19 protein-coding genes are annotated in these 24,000 nt (G+C 62.5%); 4 read left to right on the top strand and 15 right to left on the bottom strand.

Annotation, left to right across the window (positions count from 1 at the left end; genetic code table 11):
- Nucleotides 1-2: 2 nt before the first annotated feature.
- The 5 genes from alaS to M1E05_RS10020 form a co-directional block, all read right to left on the bottom strand.
- The gene (gene alaS / locus M1E05_RS10040; protein WP_461165149.1) at nt 3-2,681 is read right to left on the bottom strand and encodes an alanine--tRNA ligase; all 2,679 of its coding nucleotides are present in this window, start codon (nt 2,679-2,681) and stop codon (nt 3-5) included.
- Nucleotides 2,682-2,806: 125 nt separating this feature from the next.
- The gene (locus tag M1E05_RS10035; RefSeq protein WP_309107131.1) at nt 2,807-3,037 is read right to left on the bottom strand and encodes a DUF6167 family protein; all 231 of its coding nucleotides are present in this window, start codon (nt 3,035-3,037) and stop codon (nt 2,807-2,809) included.
- 20 nt (nt 3,038-3,057) lie between these two features.
- Nucleotides 3,058-3,432, bottom strand: coding sequence for a DUF948 domain-containing protein (locus M1E05_RS10030; RefSeq protein ID WP_458111038.1), 375 nt, complete (start codon nt 3,430-3,432; stop codon nt 3,058-3,060).
- Nucleotides 3,433-3,628: 196 nt separating this feature from the next.
- Nucleotides 3,629-4,255, bottom strand: coding sequence for a 30S ribosomal protein S4 (gene rpsD, locus M1E05_RS10025; RefSeq protein ID WP_247040174.1), 627 nt, complete (start codon nt 4,253-4,255; stop codon nt 3,629-3,631).
- 187 nt (nt 4,256-4,442) lie between these two features.
- On the bottom strand, nt 4,443-5,861 hold the full coding sequence (locus tag M1E05_RS10020) for a replication-associated recombination protein A (protein WP_461165148.1): 1,419 nt from the start codon (nt 5,859-5,861) through the stop codon (nt 4,443-4,445).
- An 87-nt stretch (nt 5,862-5,948) separates the two neighbouring features.
- Between M1E05_RS10020 and M1E05_RS10015 the strand changes: the two genes are divergently transcribed.
- Complete coding sequence (locus tag M1E05_RS10015) at nt 5,949-6,626, top strand: acVLRF1 family peptidyl-tRNA hydrolase (protein ID WP_461165147.1); 678 nt, start codon at nt 5,949-5,951, stop codon at nt 6,624-6,626.
- Nucleotides 6,627-6,631: 5 nt separating this feature from the next.
- On the opposite strand, the gene M1E05_RS10010 is transcribed toward M1E05_RS10015, so the two are convergent.
- A complete protein-coding gene (locus M1E05_RS10010; protein WP_461165146.1) occupies nt 6,632-7,420 on the bottom strand; it encodes a GNAT family N-acetyltransferase in 789 nt (262 codons plus the stop codon).
- 8 nt (nt 7,421-7,428) lie between these two features.
- Nucleotides 7,429-9,207 carry an aspartate--tRNA ligase gene (gene aspS / locus M1E05_RS10005; protein WP_461165145.1) on the bottom strand — a complete coding sequence of 593 codons (1,779 nt, stop codon included), beginning with the start codon at nt 9,205-9,207 and terminating at the stop codon, nt 7,429-7,431.
- Between the two features lie 110 nt (nt 9,208-9,317).
- Between aspS and M1E05_RS10000 the strand changes: the two genes are divergently transcribed.
- Nucleotides 9,318-10,589 (top strand): APC family permease, encoded by a 1,272-nt coding sequence (locus M1E05_RS10000; protein ID WP_461165225.1) that lies wholly within the window; start codon nt 9,318-9,320, stop codon nt 10,587-10,589.
- A gap of 10 nt (nt 10,590-10,599) precedes the next feature.
- Here M1E05_RS10000 and hisS read toward each other — a convergent pair whose 3' ends face one another.
- Complete coding sequence (gene hisS, locus M1E05_RS09995; protein ID WP_458111043.1) at nt 10,600-11,946, bottom strand: histidine--tRNA ligase; 1,347 nt, start codon at nt 11,944-11,946, stop codon at nt 10,600-10,602.
- Between the two features lie 246 nt (nt 11,947-12,192).
- On the opposite strand from hisS, the gene M1E05_RS09990 reads away from it, so the two are divergent.
- Together M1E05_RS09990 and M1E05_RS09985 are read left to right on the top strand one after the other, a co-directional pair.
- Complete coding sequence (locus M1E05_RS09990) at nt 12,193-13,005, top strand: peptidylprolyl isomerase (RefSeq protein ID WP_458111044.1); 813 nt, start codon at nt 12,193-12,195, stop codon at nt 13,003-13,005.
- A gap of 67 nt (nt 13,006-13,072) precedes the next feature.
- Nucleotides 13,073-14,770: a DUF349 domain-containing protein gene (locus tag M1E05_RS09985; protein ID WP_461165144.1), complete on the top strand. Its 1,698-nt coding sequence runs from the start codon at nt 13,073-13,075 to the stop codon at nt 14,768-14,770.
- A 124-nt stretch (nt 14,771-14,894) separates the two neighbouring features.
- Here the strand turns inward: M1E05_RS09985 and M1E05_RS09980 are convergent, their stop codons facing one another.
- The 7 genes from M1E05_RS09980 to ruvA form a co-directional block, all read right to left on the bottom strand.
- Complete coding sequence (locus tag M1E05_RS09980) at nt 14,895-15,386, bottom strand: NUDIX domain-containing protein (RefSeq protein WP_458111046.1); 492 nt, start codon at nt 15,384-15,386, stop codon at nt 14,895-14,897.
- A 772-nt stretch (nt 15,387-16,158) separates the two neighbouring features.
- A complete protein-coding gene (locus M1E05_RS09975; RefSeq protein ID WP_375164755.1) occupies nt 16,159-18,552 on the bottom strand; it encodes a RelA/SpoT family protein in 2,394 nt (797 codons plus the stop codon).
- 133 nt (nt 18,553-18,685) lie between these two features.
- On the bottom strand, nt 18,686-19,714 hold the full coding sequence (secF, locus tag M1E05_RS09970) for a protein translocase subunit SecF (protein WP_309107142.1): 1,029 nt from the start codon (nt 19,712-19,714) through the stop codon (nt 18,686-18,688).
- Nucleotides 19,715-21,472 carry a protein translocase subunit SecD gene (secD, locus tag M1E05_RS09965; protein ID WP_461165143.1) on the bottom strand — a complete coding sequence of 586 codons (1,758 nt, stop codon included), beginning with the start codon at nt 21,470-21,472 and terminating at the stop codon, nt 19,715-19,717. It lies immediately after the preceding gene.
- Nucleotides 21,473-21,588: 116 nt separating this feature from the next.
- The gene (gene yajC / locus M1E05_RS09960; RefSeq protein ID WP_458114508.1) at nt 21,589-21,984 is read right to left on the bottom strand and encodes a preprotein translocase subunit YajC; all 396 of its coding nucleotides are present in this window, start codon (nt 21,982-21,984) and stop codon (nt 21,589-21,591) included.
- A 231-nt stretch (nt 21,985-22,215) separates the two neighbouring features.
- Nucleotides 22,216-23,304, bottom strand: a complete 1,089-nt coding sequence (gene ruvB, locus M1E05_RS09955) for a Holliday junction branch migration DNA helicase RuvB (RefSeq protein ID WP_458111048.1) — start codon at nt 23,302-23,304, stop codon at nt 22,216-22,218.
- On the bottom strand, nt 23,297-23,941 hold the full coding sequence (ruvA, locus tag M1E05_RS09950; protein ID WP_461165142.1) for a Holliday junction branch migration protein RuvA: 645 nt from the start codon (nt 23,939-23,941) through the stop codon (nt 23,297-23,299). Before ruvA ends, ruvB begins: the two co-directional genes overlap by 8 nt.
- Nucleotides 23,942-24,000: the final 59 nt, after the last annotated feature.

The raw sequence follows: 24,000 nt of genomic DNA, 5'->3' as shown, positions 1-24,000 counted from the left end.
CGCTACCGCCGTGTAATGGCGTCCACGACGGCGATCAGAGCGGCCTGGACTTTACCCGCGTCAGTGCCGCCACCTTGGGCGACGTCGTCCTTGCCGCCACCGCCGCCACCGAGGATTCCTGCAGCGAGGCGCACCAGTGCTCCCGCTTTGATTCCAGCCTCGCGGGCTGCCTCATTGGTAGCGATCAGAATAATGGGGCGCTCGTTGCTGACACCGGCAACTGCAACGGCCGAAGCCGCAGAACCGAGGCGCGTGCGCAGATCCAGGGCCAGGCCGCGGAGATCGTCGGCACCGCTCACCTGGCCGGCGTCGTGGGCAATCACCTTGATTCCGGCGGCATCCCGGGCCGTTCCGATGAGCTGCGCGGCCGCTGCCGTCAATTGCTCCTTGCGGAGCTTCTCGAGCTCTTTCTCGGCTGCCTTCAGCTTTGCGAGGGTGCTCGCGATGCGGTCCGTCAGCAGTCCGGACGGGACCTTGAGCATTTCGGTCAGCTCCGTCACGAGGGCGCGCTCGGCGGCCAGGTGACGGAAAGCCTCCATGCCTACGAACGCTTCAACGCGCCGGTTTCCTGACCCCACGGACTGCTCGCCCAGTAAGGACAGGCTACCGATCAGGGAGGTGTTGGGAACGTGGGTTCCACCACAAAGCTCACGCGACCAGGCGCCGTCGATCTCTACAACACGCACCTCGCTGCCGTAGTTCTCGCCGAAAAGCGCCATAGCGCCCAATGCCTTGGCCTCTGCCAGCGGCATAACCTTGGTCTCCACCTGGAAGTTGTTCCGGATGGCGATGTTTGAAACTTCCTCGATCTCGGAGCGCGTGGCAGTGCTGAGGCCTTCGCCCCAGGCAAAGTCAAAGCGAAGGTAGCCTGCCTTGTTGTAGGAACCGCGCTGGACGGCCTGCGGACCAAGGATCTGGTGCAGCGCTGCATGAACGATGTGTGTTCCGGTGTGGGCCTGCTCGGCAGCATGGCGCCGCTCCCGGTCCACGGCGGCCTGGACGAGGGCGTCAGAGCTGATTTCCCCTTCACGCACGATGGCCTTGTGCACGCTGAGTCCCTTGAGCGGACGCTGGACGTCCAGCACCTCTACGACGAACCCGTCGCCCGTGATAAGGCCGGTATCAGCAGCCTGGCCGCCTGCCTCAGCGTAGAACGGCGTCTCGCCCAGCACCAGTTCGATCTCGTCGCCGGTAGCGGCCTGGGACACCTTGGCCCCGTTGGAGAGGATGCCACGGACCCTGGACTCCCCGTTAAGTTCGGTGTAACCAGTGAAGACAGTTTCGCCTTGCGCCAGCAACTCCTGGAAAGCGCTGAGATCCGCGTGACCGCCCTTCTTACCCTTGGCGTCGGCCTGGGCCCGCTGGCGCTGCTCAAGCATGAGCTTGCGGAACTCAGGCTCGTCAACCTTCAAGCCGGCTTCTTCAGCCATTTCAAGGGTGAGGTCGATCGGAAAACCGTAAGTGTCGTGGAGGGCGAAGGCGTCCGCCCCGGACAACGGTCGTCCCGCGGCCTTGGAATCCCTAACGGCGTCCTCCAGGCGGGCAGTGCCGGAGGCGATGGTGCGCAGGAACGCCTTCTCTTCGGCGTAGGCAATGCGGCTGATCCGGTCGAAGTCGGTCTCCACAATCGGGTAGACGCCCTTCATGGCGTCACGCGATTCCGGCAGGAGGTCAGGCAGGCAGGCCTTTTCAACACCAAGCAGCCGCATGGAGCGGACGGCACGGCGGATCAGTCTCCGCAGAACGTAGCCACGTCCCTCGTTCGAGGGGGTGACGCCATCGGCGATCAGCATCAGGGCCGACCTGATGTGGTCGCCCACGACGCGCATCCGGACGTCGTCGGTGTGGTGGGGGTCCTCCGGCGTCTCCGCCGAGGTGTACTCCTTGCCTGACAGCTGGGCGGCCTTGTCGATGACCGGGCGGACCTGGTCGGTTTCATACATGTTCTCGACGCCCTGCAGGATCATGGCGAGGCGCTCCATGCCGAGGCCGGTGTCGATGTTCTTCTTGGGCAGTTCGCCCACGATGTCGAAGTCGTCCTTGGAGCGGACGTTGTCGATCTGGTACTGCATGAACACAAGGTTCCAGATTTCCACGTAGCGGTTCTCGTCGGCGATGGGTCCGCCTTCAACGCCGTAGTCAGGACCGCGGTCGTAGTAGATTTCCGAGCAGGGACCGGCGGGGCCGGGCTGGCCGGTGTGCCAGTAGTTGTCAGCCTTGCCCATGCGCTGAATGCGGTTGGCCGGAACGCCCGTGTTCTTCAGCCACAGGTCCTTGGCCTCATCGTCTTCTTCGTAAACCGTCACCCACAGCAGTTCCGGGGGAAGTCCATACCCGCCGTCGTCCACGCTTGTGGTCAGCAGTTCCCAGGCGAACTTGATGGCGTCTTCCTTGAAGTAGTCGCCGAAGGAGAAGTTGCCGCACATCTGGAAGAACGTCCCGTGGCGGGCGGTCTTGCCCACTTCCTCGATGTCGCCCGTACGGATGCATTTCTGCACACTCGTGGCACGGGCATAGGGGGCTTCTTCACGCGCCGTCAGATACGGAATGAACGGCACCATGCCCGCGACTGTAAACAGCAGGGAGGGGTCGCTGGAGACCAGGGATGCGGAGGGAACCGCGGTGTGGCCTTTGCTGACAAAAAAGTCCACCCAGCGCTTTGTGATCTCCTGCGACTTCATGAGTTTTTTACGTACCCTTCTTGCTTCACTGCATTTGGTTCGCGTGACCGCTTGATCCGCGCAGCAGCTCCTAACGGACCTGCCGATATCTAGTTCTTCTCCGGCTTCCACCGGCCAGCGCCAATCTAGCGCCGGACGATGTCTTCCACATCGATTCCGAGCGCTGAGCGGAGCTCGGATTCGCGTTCCTGCATCCCGCCGCGGACGGCGTCCGCGAAGTCGTACAGCCCGTCGGTGAGGCGTCCTACCGCACGATTGAGGCCTTCAGGCCCCAATGCTGACTGTGCTTCCGTGACTTTGCGAAATGCGATGACACCGATGGCAACGCCAATGCCCATCCAGATAATTCTCTTCATTTTATGTTCTCCGGGTGCATTCAGCGGCTGCGACGGCCGGTTGCGGGCTTCTTGCGGGCAGACAGGGCCGTGCGGACGCCGTAGCTGAACGCAGCAACCTTAATGAGAGGAGATCCGACCGTAGCGGCCAGGAGGGAGGAGAGCGCCGAGATGTTCGCTGAGGCGTCGGAGACGTTGGACGAGATACCGTCCACCTTCTTCAGCTGCTGGTTGGTGGTGGAGACAGTCGCGGTGACTTCGTCCATCAGCGGCGTGGCGCCGTCGCTGAGGGAGCGGATGGACGTGCGGACTTCATCGAGCACCCGGCCGAGCTTGAAAATGGGTACAGCCAGCAACAGCACCAGGACTGCAAACACTCCGGCCGCGATCAGGCCGGCAATATCGCCACCAGACATAGACGTTCATCTCCTTCAATACTGTGAATGCTGCGGTACTTCCGAGGTATTGCTGCCGCACTTCCAACGATCGTCTGAGGAACCCAGAACCTGTGGAACGAAGCCGGCCGCAACCGCGGAACTCCCCCAAGTACCTTACATACAAAGAAGCCCGCGGCGCTTGCCACGGGCTTCTTTGGGTACGCTGCCGAAAAATTTAGCGTGCGTAGAATTCGACGACGAGCTGCTCTTCGCAGGTTACGGGAACCTCAGAGCGCTTCGGGCGGCGAACCAGGCGCGCCTGCAATGCATCCAGCTTGACGTCCAGGTAAGCCGGGACGATGGGCAGAACGTCGCGGTGGGCGCCGGCTGCTGCAACCTGGAACGGAGGCATGGTCTCGCTGCGGCTGTGAACGTGGACCAGCTGGCCCTCGGCGACGCGGAAAGACGGGCGGTCAACGCGGATTCCGTCAACCAGGATGTGGCGGTGGACAACCAGCTGGCGGGCCTGGGCGATGGTGCGGGCAAAGCCAGCACGCAGCACGACGGCATCCAGACGCATTTCGAGCAGTTCGATGAGGTTTTCACCGGTCAGGCCCTTAGTGCGGCGTGCTTCTTCGAAGGCACGGGTCATCTGTGCTTCACGGATACCGTACTGGGCGCGCAGACGCTGCTTTTCGCGCAGACGTACGGCGTAGTCGGAGTCCTGCTTCTTGCGGGCACGGCCATGCTCACCGGGGCCGTACGGGCGGCGCTCCATGTATTTGGCGGCCTTGGGGGTCAGAGCGATGCCGAGTGCACGCGAAAGGCGTGCGGTACGGCGAGCACGAGTGTTGTTAGCCACTTGTGTCCTTCCAATATCTGCGGTGTGTCAGTGTTACTGGCCTCCACGATGGAGAGCATCGGCCAACCGCTGCCTTTTGCTACTGGGCGCAGGGCACAGTCCAAACAAACCGGCATTCCTGCCGAATCAAGTGGATTGTGCGTCCGTGCCTTGCCAGACAACGAACTATCCTACCACGGGAGGGCTGTCACTCGCCGCGGATGATCTTCCTCAAGCGCTCCAGCCGAACGGCAATCTCGCGCTCCGAGCCGTTCGCCGTTGGTTCATAGTAGTTCCGTCCTACCAGATCATCAGGCGGGTACTGTTGCGTGGCCACCGAATGGGGTGCGTCATGGGCGTACTTGTAGCCCTGGCCGTGCCCCAACTGCTTGGACCCGGGATAGTGTGCATCCCTCAGGTGTGCCGGTATTCCATTGCCAAGCCCGGCCCGGACATCGGCGATTGCCTTATTGATACCCATGTAGGCGGCATTGGATTTTGGCGCTGTTGCCAGGTGAACCACTGCTTCCGCCAGGATGATCCGCCCCTCGGGCATCCCGATGAGCTGCACGGCCTGGGCAGCAGCCACCGCTGTCTGCAAAGCCGTGGGGTCTGCCATACCGACGTCCTCCGCTGCCGAAATAACGATGCGGCGGGCAACAAAGCGGGGGTCCTCCCCTGCTTCCAGCATCCGCGCCAGGTAGTGCAGGGCAGCGTCGACGTCCGAACCCCGGATTGATTTGATGAAGGCGCTGGCAACATCGTAGTGCTGGTCCCCGGCCCGATCATATCGGACAGCAGCAACGTCCAGTGCCCGCTCCGTGTGGCGCAATTCAACCGAGATAACAGAATCGACGTCGGTATCGGCGTCGTCGGCATCACCAAAGGCCACTCCGGCTGCTGCCTCAAGCGCAGTCAGCGCCCGCCGGGCGTCGCCACCCGAAAGCCGCACGAGGTGCGCCCGCGCTTCCTCGCTCAGTTCCACTTTTCCATTCAGCCCCCGGACATCCGCGACCGCCCGGAGCAGCAGCCCTTCAACATCGGCGTCGGTGAGTGGCCTGAGCGTGAGCAGCAGTGATCGGGACAGCAGCGGGGAAACCACCGAGAAGGACGGGTTCTCAGTGGTGGCGGCGACCAGCACCACCCAGCGGTTTTCGACGCCTGGCAGCAGCGCATCCTGCTGAGCCTTGTTGAAACGGTGGATCTCGTCGAGGAACAGAACGGTGGTTGTCTTGTAGAGATCCCTGGCTGTCAGCGCCTCCTCCATCACCCGGCGGACATCCTTGACCCCAGCAGTAATGGCAGAAAGCTCGACGAATTTCCGGCCAGGACCCCGGGCAATGACATGGGCAAGAGTGGTTTTGCCGGTGCCGGGAGGACCCCAAAGGATCAGCGAACTTGGCCCGGCCGGCCCCGACGCATTGGCACCTGCCGCGAGCTGCCGCAACGGCGAGCCCTGGCCCAGGAGATGCTGCTGCCCAACTACTTCGTCCAGGGTCCGGGGTCTCATCCGAACTGCAAGGGGGCTCCGTTGCGACGGCGTCTGGCCCCCCGGCCGGGAATCGGGAGTGGCGGAGTCCGCGTCGTCGTCGTCGCGGTCTTGCCCTTGCCCAAATAAATCATCCACATAGATAGGCTACTCATAGTTTCATCACGCGGGTTTCCTGCATGTGAAGCCGTGGACAAGCCGGGCAATGGACAAGGGGATGCAGCAATGATCGAGAACGGTCCGGCAACCGGACGCCCCGGCATTGCCATGCGGACCGCCTTCGTTGCAGGCCAACGGCTGACCGGCTGGGTGGAACGGTTCGAGGCGAGCCACGGTGCCGTTCAGTTGGAGGAGCTCGACGCCGGCCTGCAGCTGAGGGCCGCGGACGGCTCCGCTGCCCTCTTGCAGCCGCCTTGGCCCGCAGACGGACGTCCCGGCAAGGGCGCCGATCCGGTTGCCAGGATGGCTTCGCTGGCCGCACAGTCCCGCAGCCTCGGACTCGTACTGGTCCGTCGGGGCGGTTACGCGGCTGCGTCGGTCCGGGAGGGGCGCGTGGTTCTGTCAAAAACCGGGACACGGCATGTGCAGTCGCGGACCGCTGCCGGAGGTTGGTCACAGCAAAGATTTGCCCGGCGCCGCGCCAACCAGGCTGACGCCCTCGTCGAAGCGGTGGCGGACCATGCCGCAAGGATCTTCCAGGGACAGGCCGTCGAGTACATTGCCCCAGGCGGGGACCGGACCCTGACCGACCTGGTGCTGGGAGAGCCGGCCCTCAAGGAGTATGCCCGGCTCCCCCGCCTGGCTTTTATGGATGTCCCGGATCCCCGTGCTGACGTGCTCAAGAAAGCAGCGGCTGACTTTTGTGCCATCAGGATAGTAGTGTCAGATCCTCCCGGAAGCTAGCAGCATCAGCACCCCGTCAGATGCCGCTTTGGCCGCTCTTGGCGGTATACATAGCGGCCAACTTCGGTAAAGCCTGCCCGCCGGTAGAGCTCCTGACCGGCAGGATTCGACGCTGTGACCATGAGCCAGTAACCCGACAGGCCATGGGACCGCCCTTCACCGAGCAGGGCGTTGATGATCCTGCGGGCATAACCCTGGCGGCGGGCGTCCGGCCGGGTGGCCATGCAGTAGAACCCGCCGTAACTGCCCACTAAGGCAAGGCGTCCGACGGCGGCCGGGACGCCGTCGTCGTCCCTCACCAGCGCATAAAGGGCGGGGCAGCCCGTGAGGATCCTGCGCGCAACGGCCAGCTCCTCCAACCCGCCGCGGCCATCAACACTCCACCACAGCTGCAGCCATTCCTCCGACGGATCCGGGAGGACTTCGATGCTGGTCCCAGCTGCTGCCCGGTTGGAGGCCGAACCGAGGTGCATAACGAGGGTTTCAGATTGCCGCGTGTAGCCTGCGGCGTCGAGCAACGCATGCAGAGACTCATGCCGCTGATGCCGGCGGTCGCGTAGGTCTTCTGCCAGCTGGTAAATGACGGGGAGCCTGTTCCGCCGGTACCACTGAACGGCGTCCCGCATCGCCGCTGATTCATTGGCCGCGGTGTCCCTGACCCAGATCGAGTTGGCACGCTGGGTGACGCCGGACGCCGCCCGGAACACCCACTCTCCGGTGTCCTGCCGTTCATGGGCCGGCCACGCGGCATCCATGAGTGCCTCCAATTCAGGCATTGCGGGACGGCCAGTCACCTGTGCGGCTACTTCGCTTCGGGTTTCTTGGCCTCGGGCTTGAAGTCGACGCCGGCTTCCTTGCGCTGCTGGGGCGTGATGGGAGCAGGAGCTGCCGTCAGGGGGTCGTAGCCGTTGCCTGTCTTGGGGAAGGCAATGACGTCGCGGATGGAGTCAACGCCGGCCAACAAAGCGACCACGCGGTCCCAGCCAAAGGCGATACCGCCGTGAGGGGGCGCCCCGTACTTGAAGCCTTCCAGCAGGAAGCCGAACTTCTCCTGGGCTTCCTCGTGGGAGAGGCCCATGACCTCGAAGACGCGCTCCTGGATGTCGCTCTGGTGGATACGGATGGAACCGCCTCCGATTTCGTTGCCGTTGCAGACGATGTCGTAGGCATAGGCCAGAGCAGATTCGGGATCGGTGTCAAAGCTGTCCATGTACTCGGGCTTCGGCGAGGTGAACGCATGGTGCACAGCGGTCCAGTTGCCTCCGCCCACTGCAACATCGCCCGATGCCACGGCAGCCGCGGCCGGCTCGAACATAGGGGCGTCCACCACCCAGGCGAAGGCCCAGTCGTTGGGGTTGATGAGACCGGTACGATGCCCGATTTCGACCCGTGCCGCACCCAGCAGGGCGCGGGCCGATGACTTCTCGCCTGCAGCGAAGAAGATGCAGTCCCCGGGCTTGGCGCCTGCGGCGTCAGCAAGTCCCGCGCGCTCGGTCTCTGTGAGGTTCTTGGCTACGGGGCCGGCCAGTTCGCCGTCCTCCTTGAACAGGACGTAGGCAAGGCCCTTGTGCCCACGCTGCTTGGCGAACTCCTGCCAGCCGTCCAGGGTGCGGCGCGGCTGGGAGGCGCCTCCCGGCATGACGACGGCGCCCACGTACGGAGCCTTGAAAACGCCGAAGTTGGTGTCCTTGAAGAACTCGGTGAGCTCCGTCAGCTCCACTCCGAAGCGCAGGTCCGGCTTGTCAGATCCGTATCGCGCCATGGCGTCGTTGTAGGTGATCCGCTGGATCGGAGTCGGGATTTCGACGTCGATCAGGCGCCATAGTGCCTTCACGATGCTTTCGCCTAGCGCGATGACGTCATCCTGCTCCACGAAGCTCGCTTCGATGTCCAGCTGGGTGAATTCAGGCTGGCGGTCCGCGCGGAAGTCCTCATCGCGGTAGCAACGTGCGATCTGGTAGTACTTCTCAAAACCGCCGACCTGCAGCAGCTGCTTGAAGAGCTGGGGAGACTGCGGCAGTGCGTACCAGGATCCCGGGGCCAGGCGCGCGGGAACCACGAAGTCGCGGGCGCCTTCCGGCGTCGAACGCGTCAGCGTGGGCGTTTCGATCTCGACGTAACCGTCCTGGTGGAGGAGTTCGCGTGCCACGCGGTTGGCCTCTGAACGCAGGCGGAGGTTCCGGCTGGGACCAGGGCGGCGCAGATCGAGGTAGCGGTGCTTGAGGCGTGCTTCCTCGCCGACTTCGACGTGCTCATCGATCTGGAACGGCAACGGGTCAGAGGTGTTGAGGATCACGACCTTTTCGGCCATCACCTCGATTTCACCGGTGGCCAGTGCGGGGTTTTCGTTGCCTTCCGGGCGCTTGGATACCGTTCCGATGACCTGAAGCACGTATTCGTTGCGCAGTCCGTGGAACACCTCTTCTTCACGGACCACCACCTGGGCAACGCCGGAGGCGTCACGCAGATCGACGAAGGCGACACCACCGTGATCACGTCGGCGGCCTACCCAGCCGGCCAGGGTAACGGTCTGTCCAATGTGCTCGGAACGAAGGGATCCGAGGTCATGTGTGCGCAGCACAGCACGCCTTTCTAAAGGAGAACGGAAGCAAAAACAGAATCAAGTTGACTAGGATCATTGCGGGAATGATCCCGTCCGAGTTTACCCGTTGGAAAGGCCTCCCCACCTCCATGCAGAGCCACCGCCAGTTACAACGCAGGCTGGGCGTGTTCGACGCCACGTCCATAGGCCTCGGCTCGATGCTTGGCGCCGGAGTTTTCGTTGTGTTTTCTCCGGCGGCTTTATTGGCCGGTGAACAGCTCATCTTCTCGGTGGTCCTTGCCGGGGCGATCGCGTATTGCAATGCCGTGGCATCGGCGCAGCTTGCCTCGGTTTATCCGGCAAGCGGCGGTACCTATCTGTATGGGCGGAAGCAGTTGGGCGAATGGCCAGGATTTATTGCCGGCTGGGGCTTCGTGACAGGCAAGACGGCGTCATGCGCCGCAATGGCCCTGACGTTCGGGCACTACGTGGCACCGGATTATGCGATTCCGGTAGCCATTGCTGCTGTGGTGGTGCTGACTGGAGTCAATCTGCTGGGCATCACGCGGACAGCGCTTCTCACCCGGGTCCTGCTCGCCATCGTCCTTGCCACGCTGGTGTTCGTGGCCATGGCAAGCATCATGGGGCCGCATCCTGTAGCTGCCGGCTCCGGCGAAGGTCCGGTGGGCAACGCCTGGGGAATCCTTCCCGCCGCGGGCCTGATGTTCTTCGCCTTTGCAGGGTACGCCCGGATCGCCACCCTGGGCGAGGAGGTCAAGGACCCAGCGAGGACTATCCCGCAGGCCATTCTTGCGGCCCTTGCCGGTGCCTTTGCCATCTATTTGGTGCTTGCATTGCTTTTGATGGCCCACCTGTCCGTTGAGCGGTTGGCCGAATCCACGTCGCCGCTGCTTGACGCGGTCACTGATTCGGGGCTGAACGCCGGTGCACCGTTAGTGCAGGCAGGAGCGGCAGCGGCCAGCCTTGGCGCCTTGCTGGCCTTAATCACCGGGGTGGGCAGGACAGCCCTCGCGATGGCACGGGAGCGGGACCTGCCCCGACCGCTTGCACGTATTGGCGGGAGTCACACAGTCCCTTACGTCGCTGAACTTGCTGTCGCGGGCGCTGTTATTGTCCTGCTGCTGACCACCAATGTGCTGACGGTGGTCGGGTTCTCAAGTTTCGGAGTTTTGATTTACTACGCCGTCACCAATGCATCAGCCTTCACCATGGCCAACCGTCCGGCGTATGGACCCAAATGGCTGAACGCCGTGGGGTTCGCCGGCTGCCTCATCCTGGCAGTGACGCTCCCGCCGGCCTCAGTGCTGGTCATGGTTGTGGTCCTTGCTGTTGGCCTTGCTGGCCGGTATGGGGTGCTCCGGCTCCGCAAGCGCAGAGCCGTGAGCAACCCCTCCAGCTAGGTCCTGCCAGTTACGTGCGGTCCACCTGGACCTGGAGATCCTCTTCCGGGGGCATCCAGGTCTCGGGGGCAACACTGACCTGTTCGCCCGTGCGGATGTCCTTGACCTGGTGCTTGCCGTCGTCGTCCGTGAACCAGACAAACGGGATTCCCCGACGGTCCGCAAATTTGATCTGTTTGCCGAACTTCTCCGCCTTCGCCGCTACCTCAGTGGAGATACCGCGGCTGCGCAGCAACGCGGCAACGTCCTGGGCCGTGTCCCAGCTCTCATCGTTGTTCAGGGTCACCAGCACAGCCGTTGGGACGGACCGGGATGCCTTGGCCAGATCCTGGCTGAGGATGCGGGAAACCAGGCGCGTCACACCGATGGAAAGTCCGACGCCGGGGAACTTCCGGCTGCCCTTGCTGGCCAAGGCGTCGTAACGCCCTCCGGAGCAAATGGAACCAAGCTGCTCGTGGCCAACAAGGACCGTTTCCACCACTGTTCCTGTGTAGTAGTCGAGCCCGCGGGCAATGCTGAGGTCTGCCACTACCTTCCCCGGTGCGCGCTGGACGGCAGCATCTATGACCTGCTCAAGCTCGCTAAGGCCTTCCTCCAGCAGGTCATCGGTGACGCCCAACGCCCGAACCTGTTCCACAAACGATGTGTCTTCCGTGCGGATGCCAGCCAGCTTCAGCGCTGCTTCGGCCTGCTCCTTGGTGGCACCAAGCTCGTTTTGGAGCAACTCTGAGACCTTGTCCGGACCGATCTTCTCCAGCTTGTCGATGCTGCGCAGCACCCCCGCGGTATCTGTCAGGCCAATACCGCGGTAGAAGCCCTCCGCCAGTTTGCGGTTGTTGATACGCAAGCGGAAGTCGGGGATGGGCAATGCGTTCAGTGCCTCTGCAATGACCAGTGCTATCTCGACGTCGTAGCGGAACGGCAGGTCGCCGTCGCCCACTATATCGATGTCCGCCTGGGTGAACTCACGGGCGCGCCCCTCCTGGGGGCGCTCACCGCGCCACACTTTTTGGATCTGGTAGCGGCGGAAGGGGAAAGCAAGGTATCCGGCGTTCTCCACCACGTAGCGGGCAAAGGGAACCGTCAGGTCGAAGTGCAGTGCCAGGGCATGCGGATCAGCTTTGCCCGCTTTTGCCTCGTCGCCTTCTTCTTCCTGGAGCCTGCTCAGCCCGTAGACTTCTTTGTCGATCTCTCCCTTGCGCAGCAACTGCCCGACAGTTTCCACGGCGCGGGTCTCGATCGAGGAGAAGCCATGAAGCTCAAAGACCCGCCGCAGGGTATCCAGCACATGCATCTCGACCAGCCGCTCCTCGGGAAGCCACTCGGGGAATCCGGACAGGGAGGCGGTGCGTGCCATGGGGGATTTTCTCCTTAGGTAAGCAGGGCGGCCGGTACCCCCGGCGCAGTATTCCTCCCGAAACGGGCGGGAAAGGGCGGGAGTCCGGTCAGACATGCATAAACTATGTGCGGCAGTCAGTTTATGCTTCCGGCGCCTGCAACTCTAATGCGGCAGGTGCCTGCTATTCGGCTGGCCACTCTGCACCTGGTCTAGGGACGCTTGCCATTGGCACGCCTGACGCCAGCACGACACCCAGGAGGACTTTTGGCGGCCAGTTCACGCAGTGCCCGCGAAACCAAGCGACGCATCCAGCAGATGGAAGCGAAGCGAGAGTTGCGCCGGGAGCAGGAAAAACGCCGCAAACGGGACAATATCCTTGCGGCAGGCGCCGGTACCGCGGTGCTGATCCTCGCCGTCGTCCTCCAGCTGACGGTCTTTTCCAGCAATCCCACGGAAGAGGAATACGCCGCGGCCCAGGCCGGCCTCACCAGCCCCTCGGCTACTGCCTCCGCCACTCCTTCAGCAGCTCCCACCAATGCCGAGAACATCCCCAAGCCAGAGACGGCGGCCGGCAAGGTGTTTACGGGAGAGCTCGCGCTTAACCGCGGCACGCTGGGTGTTGAATTCGACGGCACCAAGGCGCCCCAGGCGGCAGCCGTGTTCAAGTCCATGGCTGACGAGAACTACTTTGCCGGGACCAGCTGCCACCGGCTTACCACAGCCGAGAACTTCGGCGTCCTGCAGTGCGGCTCCTCCACCGGCGACGGCCAGGCGGATCCCGATTTCAAGTGGGGTCCGCTTGAAAACACCCCGGCCGACAACAAGTACCCGGCTGGAACCATTGCCGTAGCCCGAGGCGGGGATAACGCCTACAGCAACGGCCGCCAGTTCTTCATCGTCTACAAGGACACCGAAATTCCGGCAGACTCGGCAGGCGGCTACACCGTGGTCGGCAAGGTTACGTCCGGGTTGGACGTAGTGTCGAACATTGCTGCGGCCGGCCTCAAGCCTGGTGGCAACCCAACCGACGGCGCACCTGTGGAACCAGTCACGATAGACTCGTTTTCTCTGAAGTAACCAACTCCGGCCAGCGGCCGGGGCAGCATTACCTGAGCAGTTCCCTCCAAGCGAAAGACTTTTAGCGGTGACAGACAGTCAGAAATCCGACGAAACATCAGCTGCCGACGCAAGCGAATCCACGGTTCCCGTAACCGTCGATGCCATCAGCGACGCCGCCGACACCACCCCAGCCGAGATTGCCTCAGTCGAGGAAGCTCCAGTTGAGGAAGCTCCTGCTGCAACCGCCTCAGTTGACGCGGCTCCGGCAGAGGAAGCTCCTGCTGAGGAAGTTCCCGTAGAGACCGCCTCGGTTGAGGAAGCTTCCGCAGACAAGACTCCCGCTGAGCCCGCACCTGCGGTCGATGCTGCTCCGGCGGCCGACGCTTCTCCTGCAGCTGCGGTACCAACACCAAGTCCCACGCCGCGTCCTGCTCCCCGGCCTGCGCCTTCGCCGGCGGCGTTTGCAGCCCGGCCCAAGACGGCTCCGTCAGCCGTTGCGCCTGCCCCCGCACCCGCTCCCCCAGCGACGTCGCTGGCGGAGGCTGCGCGGTGGGGCCGGGTGGAAGGCGACGGACAGGTTTTCCTGACCGTCGACGGCGTCGAGCATCCGGTCGGGCAGTTTCCCGGTGCGACCGACGACGCAGCACTGGCCTACTTCGCCAAGAAGTACGACGACATCGTGGCGCAGATCGTTCTCCTGGAACAGCGCGTCAGTTCCAAGGCTCCTACCGCGGACATGCAGAAAACCGTGTCACACCTGCGCGAGCTCTTGGCAGAGCGCAACATGGTGGGCGACATCAGGTCAGCCGAGAAGCGTCTTGACGCCCTGTCCGAGCAGATTGCTGCCTTGGAAAAGTCCGAGAAAGCAGAGCATGACGCCGTCCGCGCTGCAGAGTTGGCCGCACGGGAGGCCATCGTTGCCGAGGCCGAGGAAATCGCAGGACACGATCCTTCCCAGATCCAGTGGAAGACGTCCAGTGCCCGGATGAACGAGCTGTTCGAAAGCTGGAAGGCCGCGCAGAAGAGTGGTGTCCGGCTTGGCCGCAGCAACGAGGACGCGCTCTGGAAGAGGTTCCGTGCAGCACGTACGGTCTTTGATCGTCACCGGCGCGCCTACTTCTCCCAGTTGGACAGCAACAATTCCGCTGCCAAGTCGGTCAAGGAAAAACTCATTGCAGAGGCTGAGGCTCTGTCCTCTTCCACCGATTGGGGCTTCGCTGCTGGGGAATACCGCCGACTGATGGATGAGTGGAAAGCTTCCCCGCGGGCCAGCCGTAAAGATGATGACGCTCTGTGGGCACGCTTCCGCGCCGCCCAGGATGTCTTCTTCTCCTCACGTCAGGCTGCAAACGACGAGATCGACCAGGAATACAACGCCAACCTCGCCGTGAAGGAAAGCCTCCTGGTCGAAGCCAACGCCTTGCTCCCCATCACGGACCTGGCAGCTGCCAAGAAGGCGCTCCAGTCGATCCGTGACCGTTGGGAAGAAGCCGGCAAGGTTCCCCGTGGCGACATGGGCCGGATCGAGGCCGGGCTCCGCAAGGTGGAGGACGCCGTCCGCCACGCCGAGGACGAGAACTGGAAACGATCCAACCCGGAGACAAAGGCACGCACCAACAGTGCCCTGTCACAGCTGGAGTCCGCCATCGCCTCCCTCAAAGAGGACCTCGCGAAAGCCGAGAAGGCCGGTGACCAGCGCAAGATCAAACAGGCCAAGGAAGCCCTTGAGGCGCGTCAGGCCTGGCTGGACCAGCTTGAGCGTTCCGCGAACGAACTCGCCTAACGTTCTCAAACATCGGAGCGCCCCGCTCAGATTGAACTGCCTTTAAGGGACCAGTTCAGATTCTGGACGGGGCTCTTGTCTTCAACCCGGCTCGGGTCTCCCCCCGGCTCCGCCCCCCAAATCTTCAATGATGACCAAGGCCCCAGGTACGCGCCAGGTGTAGTGCGACCGGCAAAAGGTCGGCATGGCCGGCAACCAGTTCGTCCTGGCGGGACGTTCTTGTCCATGAAAATTCCGCAATGATGTCCGCTTCCCCGCCCCGGCGTTCTACGTGGGTCCACGGCCTTGGCGGGAAATCATCGGCGGTCGCTACTCCCAAGAACCAGCTGCGCAGGTGAATCTCGGGCTTATACTGGCGCATGTCGTAAACGCTGTCCGCGAAATGGAAAAGGGGCAGCCCGCGGCCTCGACCTGTCTCTTCCTGAAGCTCTCTAACGGCCGCCTGAGGAGGGGTTTCTCCCGGTTCAATCGTCCCGGCCGGTACCTGCCTGCCCGCTTCGGAATGACGGGGCTGGATAAACGTGATGTAGTGATCAAGCTGCTGATTGAAAACATACATCGCAACTTTGCCCTTGGTGGGCAGCTCAGCCGTAGCGGGCATACTGAATCGAGTCATTGAGACAGGATATGCCTCCGTGGAAGTCTCCTCAGAGCCTCAATCCGGGTTTTCCACATAACCGCTGCCGGGACTGTCCCGTTCAAGCAGGGCACGGGAAGATTGCTCAATGGCCACCACCTCCCGTTTTTCGCCCCTGGCAGGCTCCTTGGGGAGTGCAGCTACGCCGCCTTCCGTGGACGCTGCCGCAACCGTATCCGCGGAGCTGCTTTTTCCCGGCCGGCTGTTCTCCTGGCCTGAGCTGCAGGCCATGGCGTCCGACGGCGTGCTGACGCAGCTTTTCCAGCGCGGTTACCTTTTGCCCGGGACACCTGAAACACCGCAGTTGAGGGCAAGGGCTGCGGCGTTCGCAGTGCCCCAGGCAATCAGGCAACGGGTGGTGGCGGGCCGCATGACTGCTGCCTGGATCTATGGGTGCGCTCCCGAACCGGATCGCCTGGCACTGCTTGTGGATGCAAAACGTCGCGTGTCCAGCCTTCGATCCACTCGGGGATGCACCTTGCACGAAGTCCGGTTGGGCCCGTGCGATGTGGTCAGTCTTGGCGGATTACTGGTCTCCACTCCCCTGCGCACAGCGCTGGATATAGCACTGCACGTGGAACCGGTTCGGGCAATCCCGGCCCTCCAGGAACTGCTGGATCGTCCCGAACTGAACGTACGGCTGCGCCTGCTGGTCCTGGCCATTGAGGCAACACCAAGAGTTCCTCACAAAAAGGCGGCCTTGGAGAAGCTCAGCCAGCTCACCGGCAGGTCAGGGCAAGGCAGGGCCGGGCTAGTTGCGGCGCCTGTTGCCCGTGGTCCTGTAAACGTCGAAGACGCCGTCGATTCGCCGCACGGCACTCAGCACGTGGCTGAGGTACTTGGGGTCACCCATTTCGAAGGCGAACTTGGAAATGGCCACCCGGTCAGTTGAAGTATGCACGCTGGCCGCCAGGATGTTGACGTGATTCTCAGACAGGACCCGGGTAACGTCCGAAAGCAGCGACTTCCGGTCCAGCGCTTCCACCTGGATCTCCACGAGGAAGACGCTGGACTGGGTCGGAGCCCAGTCCACTTCCACGATCCGGTCGGGCTGGTCCTTCAAATCCGAGACGTTGGTGCAGTCGGTCCGGTGCACCGATACACCGGAACCGCGGGTCACAAAACCGAGGATCGGATCCGGTGGAACTGGCGTACAGCAGCGCGCCAGCTTCACCCAGACATCCCCCACGCCGCGGACAATGACACCGGAATCGGAGAACCGGGCCTTCGTGACCTGAGTGGGGATGCTGACTTCGGCGAGGTCATCGTCGGGGCTTTCTTTCCCGCCCAGGCTCTCAACAAGCTTTTCCATCACGGACTGGGCCGACGTATGCCCATCCCCCACCCCGGCGTAAAGCCCGGAAATGTCAGCGTATTTCAAGTCCTCGGCGACGGCTGCCAAGGCGTCATGGGTCATGAGCCGCTGCAGGGGAAGGTTTTGCTTCCGCATCGCCTTGGTAAGAAGGTCCTTTCCACGGTCGATGGCTTCTTCCCGGCGTTCCTTGCTGAACCATTGACGGATCTTGTTCCGTGCCCGCGCGCTCTTGACGAAATGCTGCCAGTCCTGGCTGGGACCTGCCCCCTCAGCCTTGGAGGTGAAGATCTCCACCCAGTCGCCGTGATTCAGTTCACTGTTGAGCGGCACCAGCTTGCCGTTGACCCTGGCGCCGATGGTGCGATGGCCCACTTCTGTGTGCACTGCGTAGGCGAAGTCCACGGGGGTTGAGCCGGCCGGCAACGCCATGACCTCACCTTTGGGAGTGAAAACGAACACTTCCCGGGCGTTGATTTCAAACCGCAGTGAATCGAGGAACTCGCCCGGATCTGATGTTTCCTGTTGCCAGTCGACCAGGGAACGAAGCCAGCCCATGTCGCCGTCGCGCGGGCTTCCAGGCCCTGCTGCCGTCCTGTTCGGCTGGTCCTTGTACTTCCAGTGAGCCGCGACGCCGTATTCTGCCCGGCGGTGCATCTCGTGGGTACGGATCTGGATTTCGACAGGCTTCCCGCCGGGACCGATCACTGTGGTGTGCAAAGACTGGTACATGTTGAACTTCGGCATGGCTATGTAGTCTTTGAACCGGCCGGGCAGGGGGTTCCATCGGGAGTGCAACGTGCCGAGTGCCGCATAACAGTCGCGGACCGAGTCCACAAGGACCCGGACGCCCATGAGGTCGTTGATGTCGTCGAAGTCTTTGTCGCGGACAATCATCTTCTGATAAATCGAGTAGTAATGCTTGGGCCTGCCTGTAATAGTGGCCTTGATCTTCGCCGTCCGCAGATCCTCAGTGATCTGGTTTCGGATGACGCTCAGGCTCTTTTCACGTTCCGGGGTCCTGTCCCCCACCATGCGGACGATTTCCTCGTACACCTTGGGGTAGAGGGCAGCGAAGGAAAGGTCCTCAAGTTCCCACTTGATGGTGTTCATGCCGAGCCGATGCGCAAGCGGCGCGAAGATTTCCAGGGTTTCCCGGGCTTTCCGTGCCGAGGATTCGGCCGAAACGAACCGCCAGGTGCGGGCGTTATGCAGGCGGTCTGCCAGCTTGATCATCAGGACCCTGATGTCCTTGGCCATGGCCACAACCATCTTGCGGACTGTCTCGGACTGGGCGGCCTCGCCGAAGCTGACTTTGTCCAACTTGGTGACGCCGTCTACCAGCATCGCCACTTCCGGCCCGAAATCCGCCTTGAGATCAGCCAGGGTGTAGGGCGTGTCTTCTACAGTGTCGTGGAGCAGCGCTGCGGCGAGGGTAGCACCGCTGAGGCCAAGCTCGGCCAGGATGGTTGCCACGGCTACGGGATGGGTGATGTACGGATCCCCGCTTTTGCGCTTTTGGCCGCGGTGACTGCGCTCGGCCACGATGAACGCCCGCTGGATAAGGTCAAAATCTTCTTTGGGATTGTTCACCCGCACGGTTCGCAGCAGCGGTTCGAGGATGGGCGAATACGTGATGGCGCCCCTTCCCGTCAGCCGGGCGAGACGGGAACGCGTACGCTCCCGTCGTCCCGGGAACGTCTGGCGCAGGCCGGGATTATCGACGGGTACGCCCGGTCCGGGGCGCACTGAGGCCACCACGCCAGCCTGTGGAGCCTGGCCCGGATCGGCATTTCCGTCTGCCATTGCCGCCGACGTCGAACGTTCTTCCAATGAAGCACCCCTCACGACCTGTTTAATTATTCCAGTCTATTCCCGCAGCAGGACACTTCGATAACCAGGTGCAAACGCCAATGGGCCGGGCAGCGTCATTGTGACGCAGCCCGGCCCATCCAAAAAACAACAATCAGGCGGAAGCTGTTTCCGAGGAAGCGGAAGCAGCAGCCCTGGCGGCAGCATCGTGGCGGCGGTGTTCCACCCTCTTGGCCTGGCTGACGAGCTGTGGCTCCCTCTCCCGCAGCCATGCGTACAGCGGCGCGGCTATGAAGATGGTTGCCGCAGTGCCGATCAGGATCCCGACAAACAATGCCAGGGAAAGGTCGCGCAGGGTTCCGGCCCCAAGCAAGCCCGCACCGATGAAGAGGATGGCACCCACAGGGAGGATCGCCACCATCATGGTGTTGATGGACCTTACCAGCGTCTGGTTGACGGCAAGATTGACCTCCTCAGCGAAGGTCCGGCGGGTGGAGGCATCAAGGTCGGCAGTGTTCTCGCGGATCTTGTCGAATACCACCACGGTGTCATACAGCGAGTAGCTGAGGACCGTGAGGAACCCGATGATAGCCGAAGGGGTCACTTCGAAGTCACTGAGGGAGTAGACGCCCGCCGTGATGAACATCGTCACCAACATGCCTGCGATGGCCGACAATGACATCTTCCAGGTGCGGAAGTACAACGCCATCAGGACAGACGCGAAGGCGACAAACACCAGCAGGCCCACCAATGCCTGGCGCGTGACGTCAGCGCCCCAGGTGGGACCGACGAACGTGGAGGTAACTTCGTTGTCCGTGACGCCGTAGGCGGTGGTCAACCCCTCCTTGATGGCCAGCGTCTCTTCATCGGTCAGTTTGTCTGTCTGGATGCGCATGGTGGTACCGGCAACGTTCGCTACACGGGGAACGCTACCCTCGACGACGTCCTGGACCGCCTTGGTTCCCAGCGTGGTGTCGGTGTTCTGCACGTTGGATACCGTGAACTCGGACCCCCCGCGGAATTCGATACCCAGATTGAAGCCGCCCTTGACCGCCGGAAGCAGGATGGACAGGGCAACTGCAACAGCAGCTATGAGGAACCAAATCTTCTTGGAACCGACAAAGTCGTACGAGCGTTTGCCCGTGTAGAGCTCATTGCCGAAATTTGCGAAAGTATTGGACATTTACTTGCCCTCCTTGGCCGAGCTCTTGGAGGAACCGGCGAGCTGCTCCTGCTTTTCCGCGTGGCGGCGTTCTGCAATGGTCATTCTGCGCTCTGCTTCCGCAGCAGCGCCGGCGTTCTTGGCACGAACAGCTGCAGGCCTGTCCTCGGGGCTCCGTACCCGTCCGGCACCGCGATACAGGGGAACAGCGCCCAGCCGCTCCGGGTCAAGACCCGAGAATCTGTGGCCCTCGCCAAAGAACTTGGTCCGCGCGAGGAGCCGCAGGGTGGGGTGCGTGAACATGAAGACCACGATGAGGTCAGCAATGGCGGTCAGGCCGAGCGTGAAGGCGAACCCACGTACGTTGCCGACTGCCACGAAGTAGAGCACCAGAGCCGCCAGCAGGTTCACTGCCTTGGACGCAAGCACTGTCCGCTTGGCACGCTTCCATCCGTTTTCCACGGCCGAGACAAGTCCCCGGCCTTCACGAAGCTCATCACGGATTCGTTCAAAGTAGACAATAAAGGAGTCGGCTGTCTGACCGATGGCCACGATGATACCGGCGACGCCTGCAAGGGACAGGCGGTAGTTTTCTGTCCAGCCCAGGATGGCTATGGCCAGGTAAGTGAGTGCACCCGCCACTACCAACGAGGCGATGGTCACGAGGCCCAGTGCCCTGTATTGGAAGAGGGAGTAGACCACCACCAGGAGCAGCCCGATGACACCTGCCAAGAGGCCCATTCGTAGCTGCTCACCGCCAAGGGTCGCGGAAATCTGCTGTTCACTCTGGATTTCAAAGCTGATCGGCAGTGCACCGAAACGCAGCTGGTCCGAGAGTGCTTTTGCCGTCTGTTCAGTGAAGCCACCGGTGATCTGCGGGCGACCATCAGTGATTACGGCCAGGGATCGCGGAGCGGAGATGACCTGGTCGTCCAGCACAATGGCGAACTGGGACTTGGGATCTGAACCGGCTTCGCCGCCTGCCGCCGTATAGAACTGGAAGAGGCGCTCGGTAACTTCCTTGAACTTTGCAGTGCCTTCGGCGTCGAACTGGATGTTGACAGCCCACTCGTTGGTGACGGCACCCTGGGCACCCTGCTGGAGCTGGAAGGAGGAGGACTCGATGTTGGAGCCCTTCACTTCGACCGGTCCGAGGATGTACTTGATGGCAGGCTGGGCTGCCGTCGCGGGCTCACACGTGACGAGAGGCTTCGCAGGATCAGAGCGCTCTTGCTTGTCCTGTGCGGGGTTGTCGCAGTCAAGCGCCTCGAACTGCTTGTAGATCTCCGGGGTTACCCAGTTGATGTCACTGCCGTTGGCGGGCTCGGCAGTGGGCTTGGGCAGCTTGTCCTCCGGTGTCTGCTGTTCGGCAGGAACCGGAGCACCCGGACCAGCCTGCAGTACAGGACGGAAGTTCATGTCTGCGGAAGCCTGGATCAGTGCGCGGGTCTGGGAGGACGGCGTGCCGGGAAGGCTGACCACAACGTTCCGGCCCGACTGCGTGCTGATTTCCGCTTCCGCGACACCGGAGCCGTCCACGCGTTGGCGAATGATGGCTACAGCCTGGTTCAGCTGCTCTTCATTGATGTCCGAACCGCCCTCAACCTTGGGCGCCAGGATCATCTGGGTGCCGCCCTCGAGGTCCAGTGCAAGTTTTGGAGCCCAGCTCGCTTGGCCGGCCATGGTGCCGCCAGCCAGGACAGCCGTGAGGACTGCCAGGATAACGCCAAGCCAGACCAGCACCCGGAGTGCTGAGTTTTTGGGGCCAGTTCGTGCCATTGTGGATCTTTCTATTAATTACGGAGGAGCCGCCGGCAGGTGCTTTGCAGCACACTTACCGGCGGCGGCCCGCAGCCGTAGGATCGTTACTTTGCGGGAGCTGACGGAACGTTGGACTAAATGTCCTTCTTGCCCTCGTCATTGAGGCGCTTCCCGGCCTCGTCAGGAGTCTCCACAACCGGGTTGGGAGCGGCATCAGTTTCCTGGGCGGTGAGGGAGGAAGCGTCATCGGGAACAGCTGTGGGCTCTTCATCCGTAACGGGAGGCTCAACGATTTTGGTCACGGCCTGGCGGTGCACTGTTGCCAGGTGGCCCGGAGACAGCTCCAGGACAACCTTGTTTTCGGCATCGTCGATCGAGACAATACGGCCGAAGAGACCGAAGCTCGTCATGACCTCAACCCCCGGTTCGAACTGCGACTGCAGCTTGGCCTGCTGCTGCTGCGTCTTCTTGTTGCGGCGGAACATCATGAAGATGAAGAGACCGAGCATCGCGAACAGCAGGATGGTCATGAAGTCGATGCCGCCGCCGGCCTGCGGCTGGGCCTGGGCAGAGATATTTCCGAACACAGGAAAATTCCGTTCTGTACTTGCGTCACTGTTTTTCAGCAACGTCCGCTTCACTTCCATCTGCCCGGCAGGAGACCATGCCGGCGGGCGACTCATTGGAGCCGGCGCACAGAAATAAAGACCCGAACGTGCCGAGCGTCATACCAGTCTAAAGGGAAACACGCGGCAGCGGTGCTATTGACCGTTCCGAATCCACTCGTCAGTTGGATCCTGGCCAACCTGGGCGCCGTCGAAGAGATCCAGGGGCTCCTGGCCGAAGGCCCCGGGAGGGATGGCAAACCCCAAGTGCGTCCACGCCGGTCCCATGGCGATTCGGCCCCGGGGTGTACGCCCGAGCAGCCCTTCACGCACAAGAAAGGGTTCGGCGACCGTTTCCACAGTCTCGGGTTCCTCCCCCACGGCGATAGCCAGAGTTGAGAGGCCCACCGGTCCTCCGCCGAATTTGGTGATCAGTGCTTCCAGGACGGCGCGGTCCAGCCTGTCCAGGCCTCGCGTATCCACTTCATACATGTCCAGTGCGGCCGAGGCTGCACGCGCGTCGATCTGGTCAATGCCGTGCACGAGCGCCCAGTCACGGACACGGCGCAGGAGCCTGTTGGCTATTCGCGGCGTGCCCCGTGAACGGCCCGCGATTTCGCTGAAGCCCGCCGAATTTACTTTCAGATCCAGGAGCCCGGCTGAACGGCGAAGTACAAGTTCCAGCTCCTCCACGGAGTAGAACTCAAGGTGGCCAGTGAAGCCGAAGCGGTCCCTAAGGGGGCCGGGAAGGAGGCCTGCGCGAGTCGTGGCGCCCACCAGCGTGAACGGCGGCAGCTCCAGTGGAATAGCTGTGGCACCGGCTCCCTTGCCCACCACGATGTCAACCCGGAAGTCTTCCATGGCCATGTAGAGCATTTCCTCAGCAGGCCTGGACATGCGGTGGATTTCGTCCAGGAACAGTACTTCCCCCTCCGAGAGCGAGGACAATATTGCTGCGAGGTCACCGGCGTGTTGGATGGCCGGACCGCTGCTGATCCGCAACGGAGCGTTCATTTCAGACGCGACGATCATGGCGAGGGTGGTCTTGCCGAGTCCGGGCGGCCCGGAAAAGAGTACGTGGTCGGCGCTGCGTCCTCGCATCCGCGACGCTTCAAGGACCAGCGACAGTTGCTTGCGGACACGGTGCTGCCCCACGAAATCGTGAAGGTTCCTCGGGCGGAGGGCGGCTTCAATGACCCGCTCTTCCGGCTCTTCGCCCCCGGTGACCAGGGAGGGCTCAGCCACGGCTGCCTACTCTGTTGCCAGCGCGGGCGCCGTCCTGGCCCAACCAGCGCAGCGTGGTTCGCAGAATTTCCGCCACGTTGCCCTTTTCCGCGATTTCCGGTGAATCGGCCAGGGCCTTTTCGATGCTGGCGGTGGCGTCTTTTTCGGACCATCCCAGGCTGGTCATGGCTGCGACCACCTGGCCCTTCCAGGCGGTGACCGTAACGGCAGCAGGCGCAGCTCCAATGGGCGTCCCGTGCGGGACGAGTTTTCCGGCCAGCTCCAGCACGATCCTGCCAGCAACCTTCGGACCGATGCCCGGCACCTTGGTGAAAGCCTTGCCGTCGCCTGAGTGCGCGGCCACGCGGACGGCCTCGGGGTCGTGGACAGCCAGGACCGCCAACGCCAGCCTGGGACCAACACCGCTGACGCTCAGTAAAACGTCGAAGACTTCGCGTTCATCATCGCTGGAGAAACCGAAGAGGGTCAGGGAGTCCTCACGGACGATGAGCGATGTGAACAGCTTTCCTTCTTCGCCCTGGCGCAGCCTGCTGAGTGTCTGGGGTGTCGCGTTGACGCTCATGCCGGCGCCATTGAGGTCGATGACGGCACTGGACAGTCCGACGTGAGCTACTGTTCCGCGGAGAAAACTGATCAAGGCCGGGCTCCTGAAATACCACCGGCTTAACCGGTTATCCGAACATACTTACGAATACC

This window comes from Arthrobacter sp. R4-81 (genome assembly GCF_054792365.1).
Note: the sequence above shows the minus strand (reverse complement) of the source record. Positions and strands in the feature narration are given on the sequence as shown.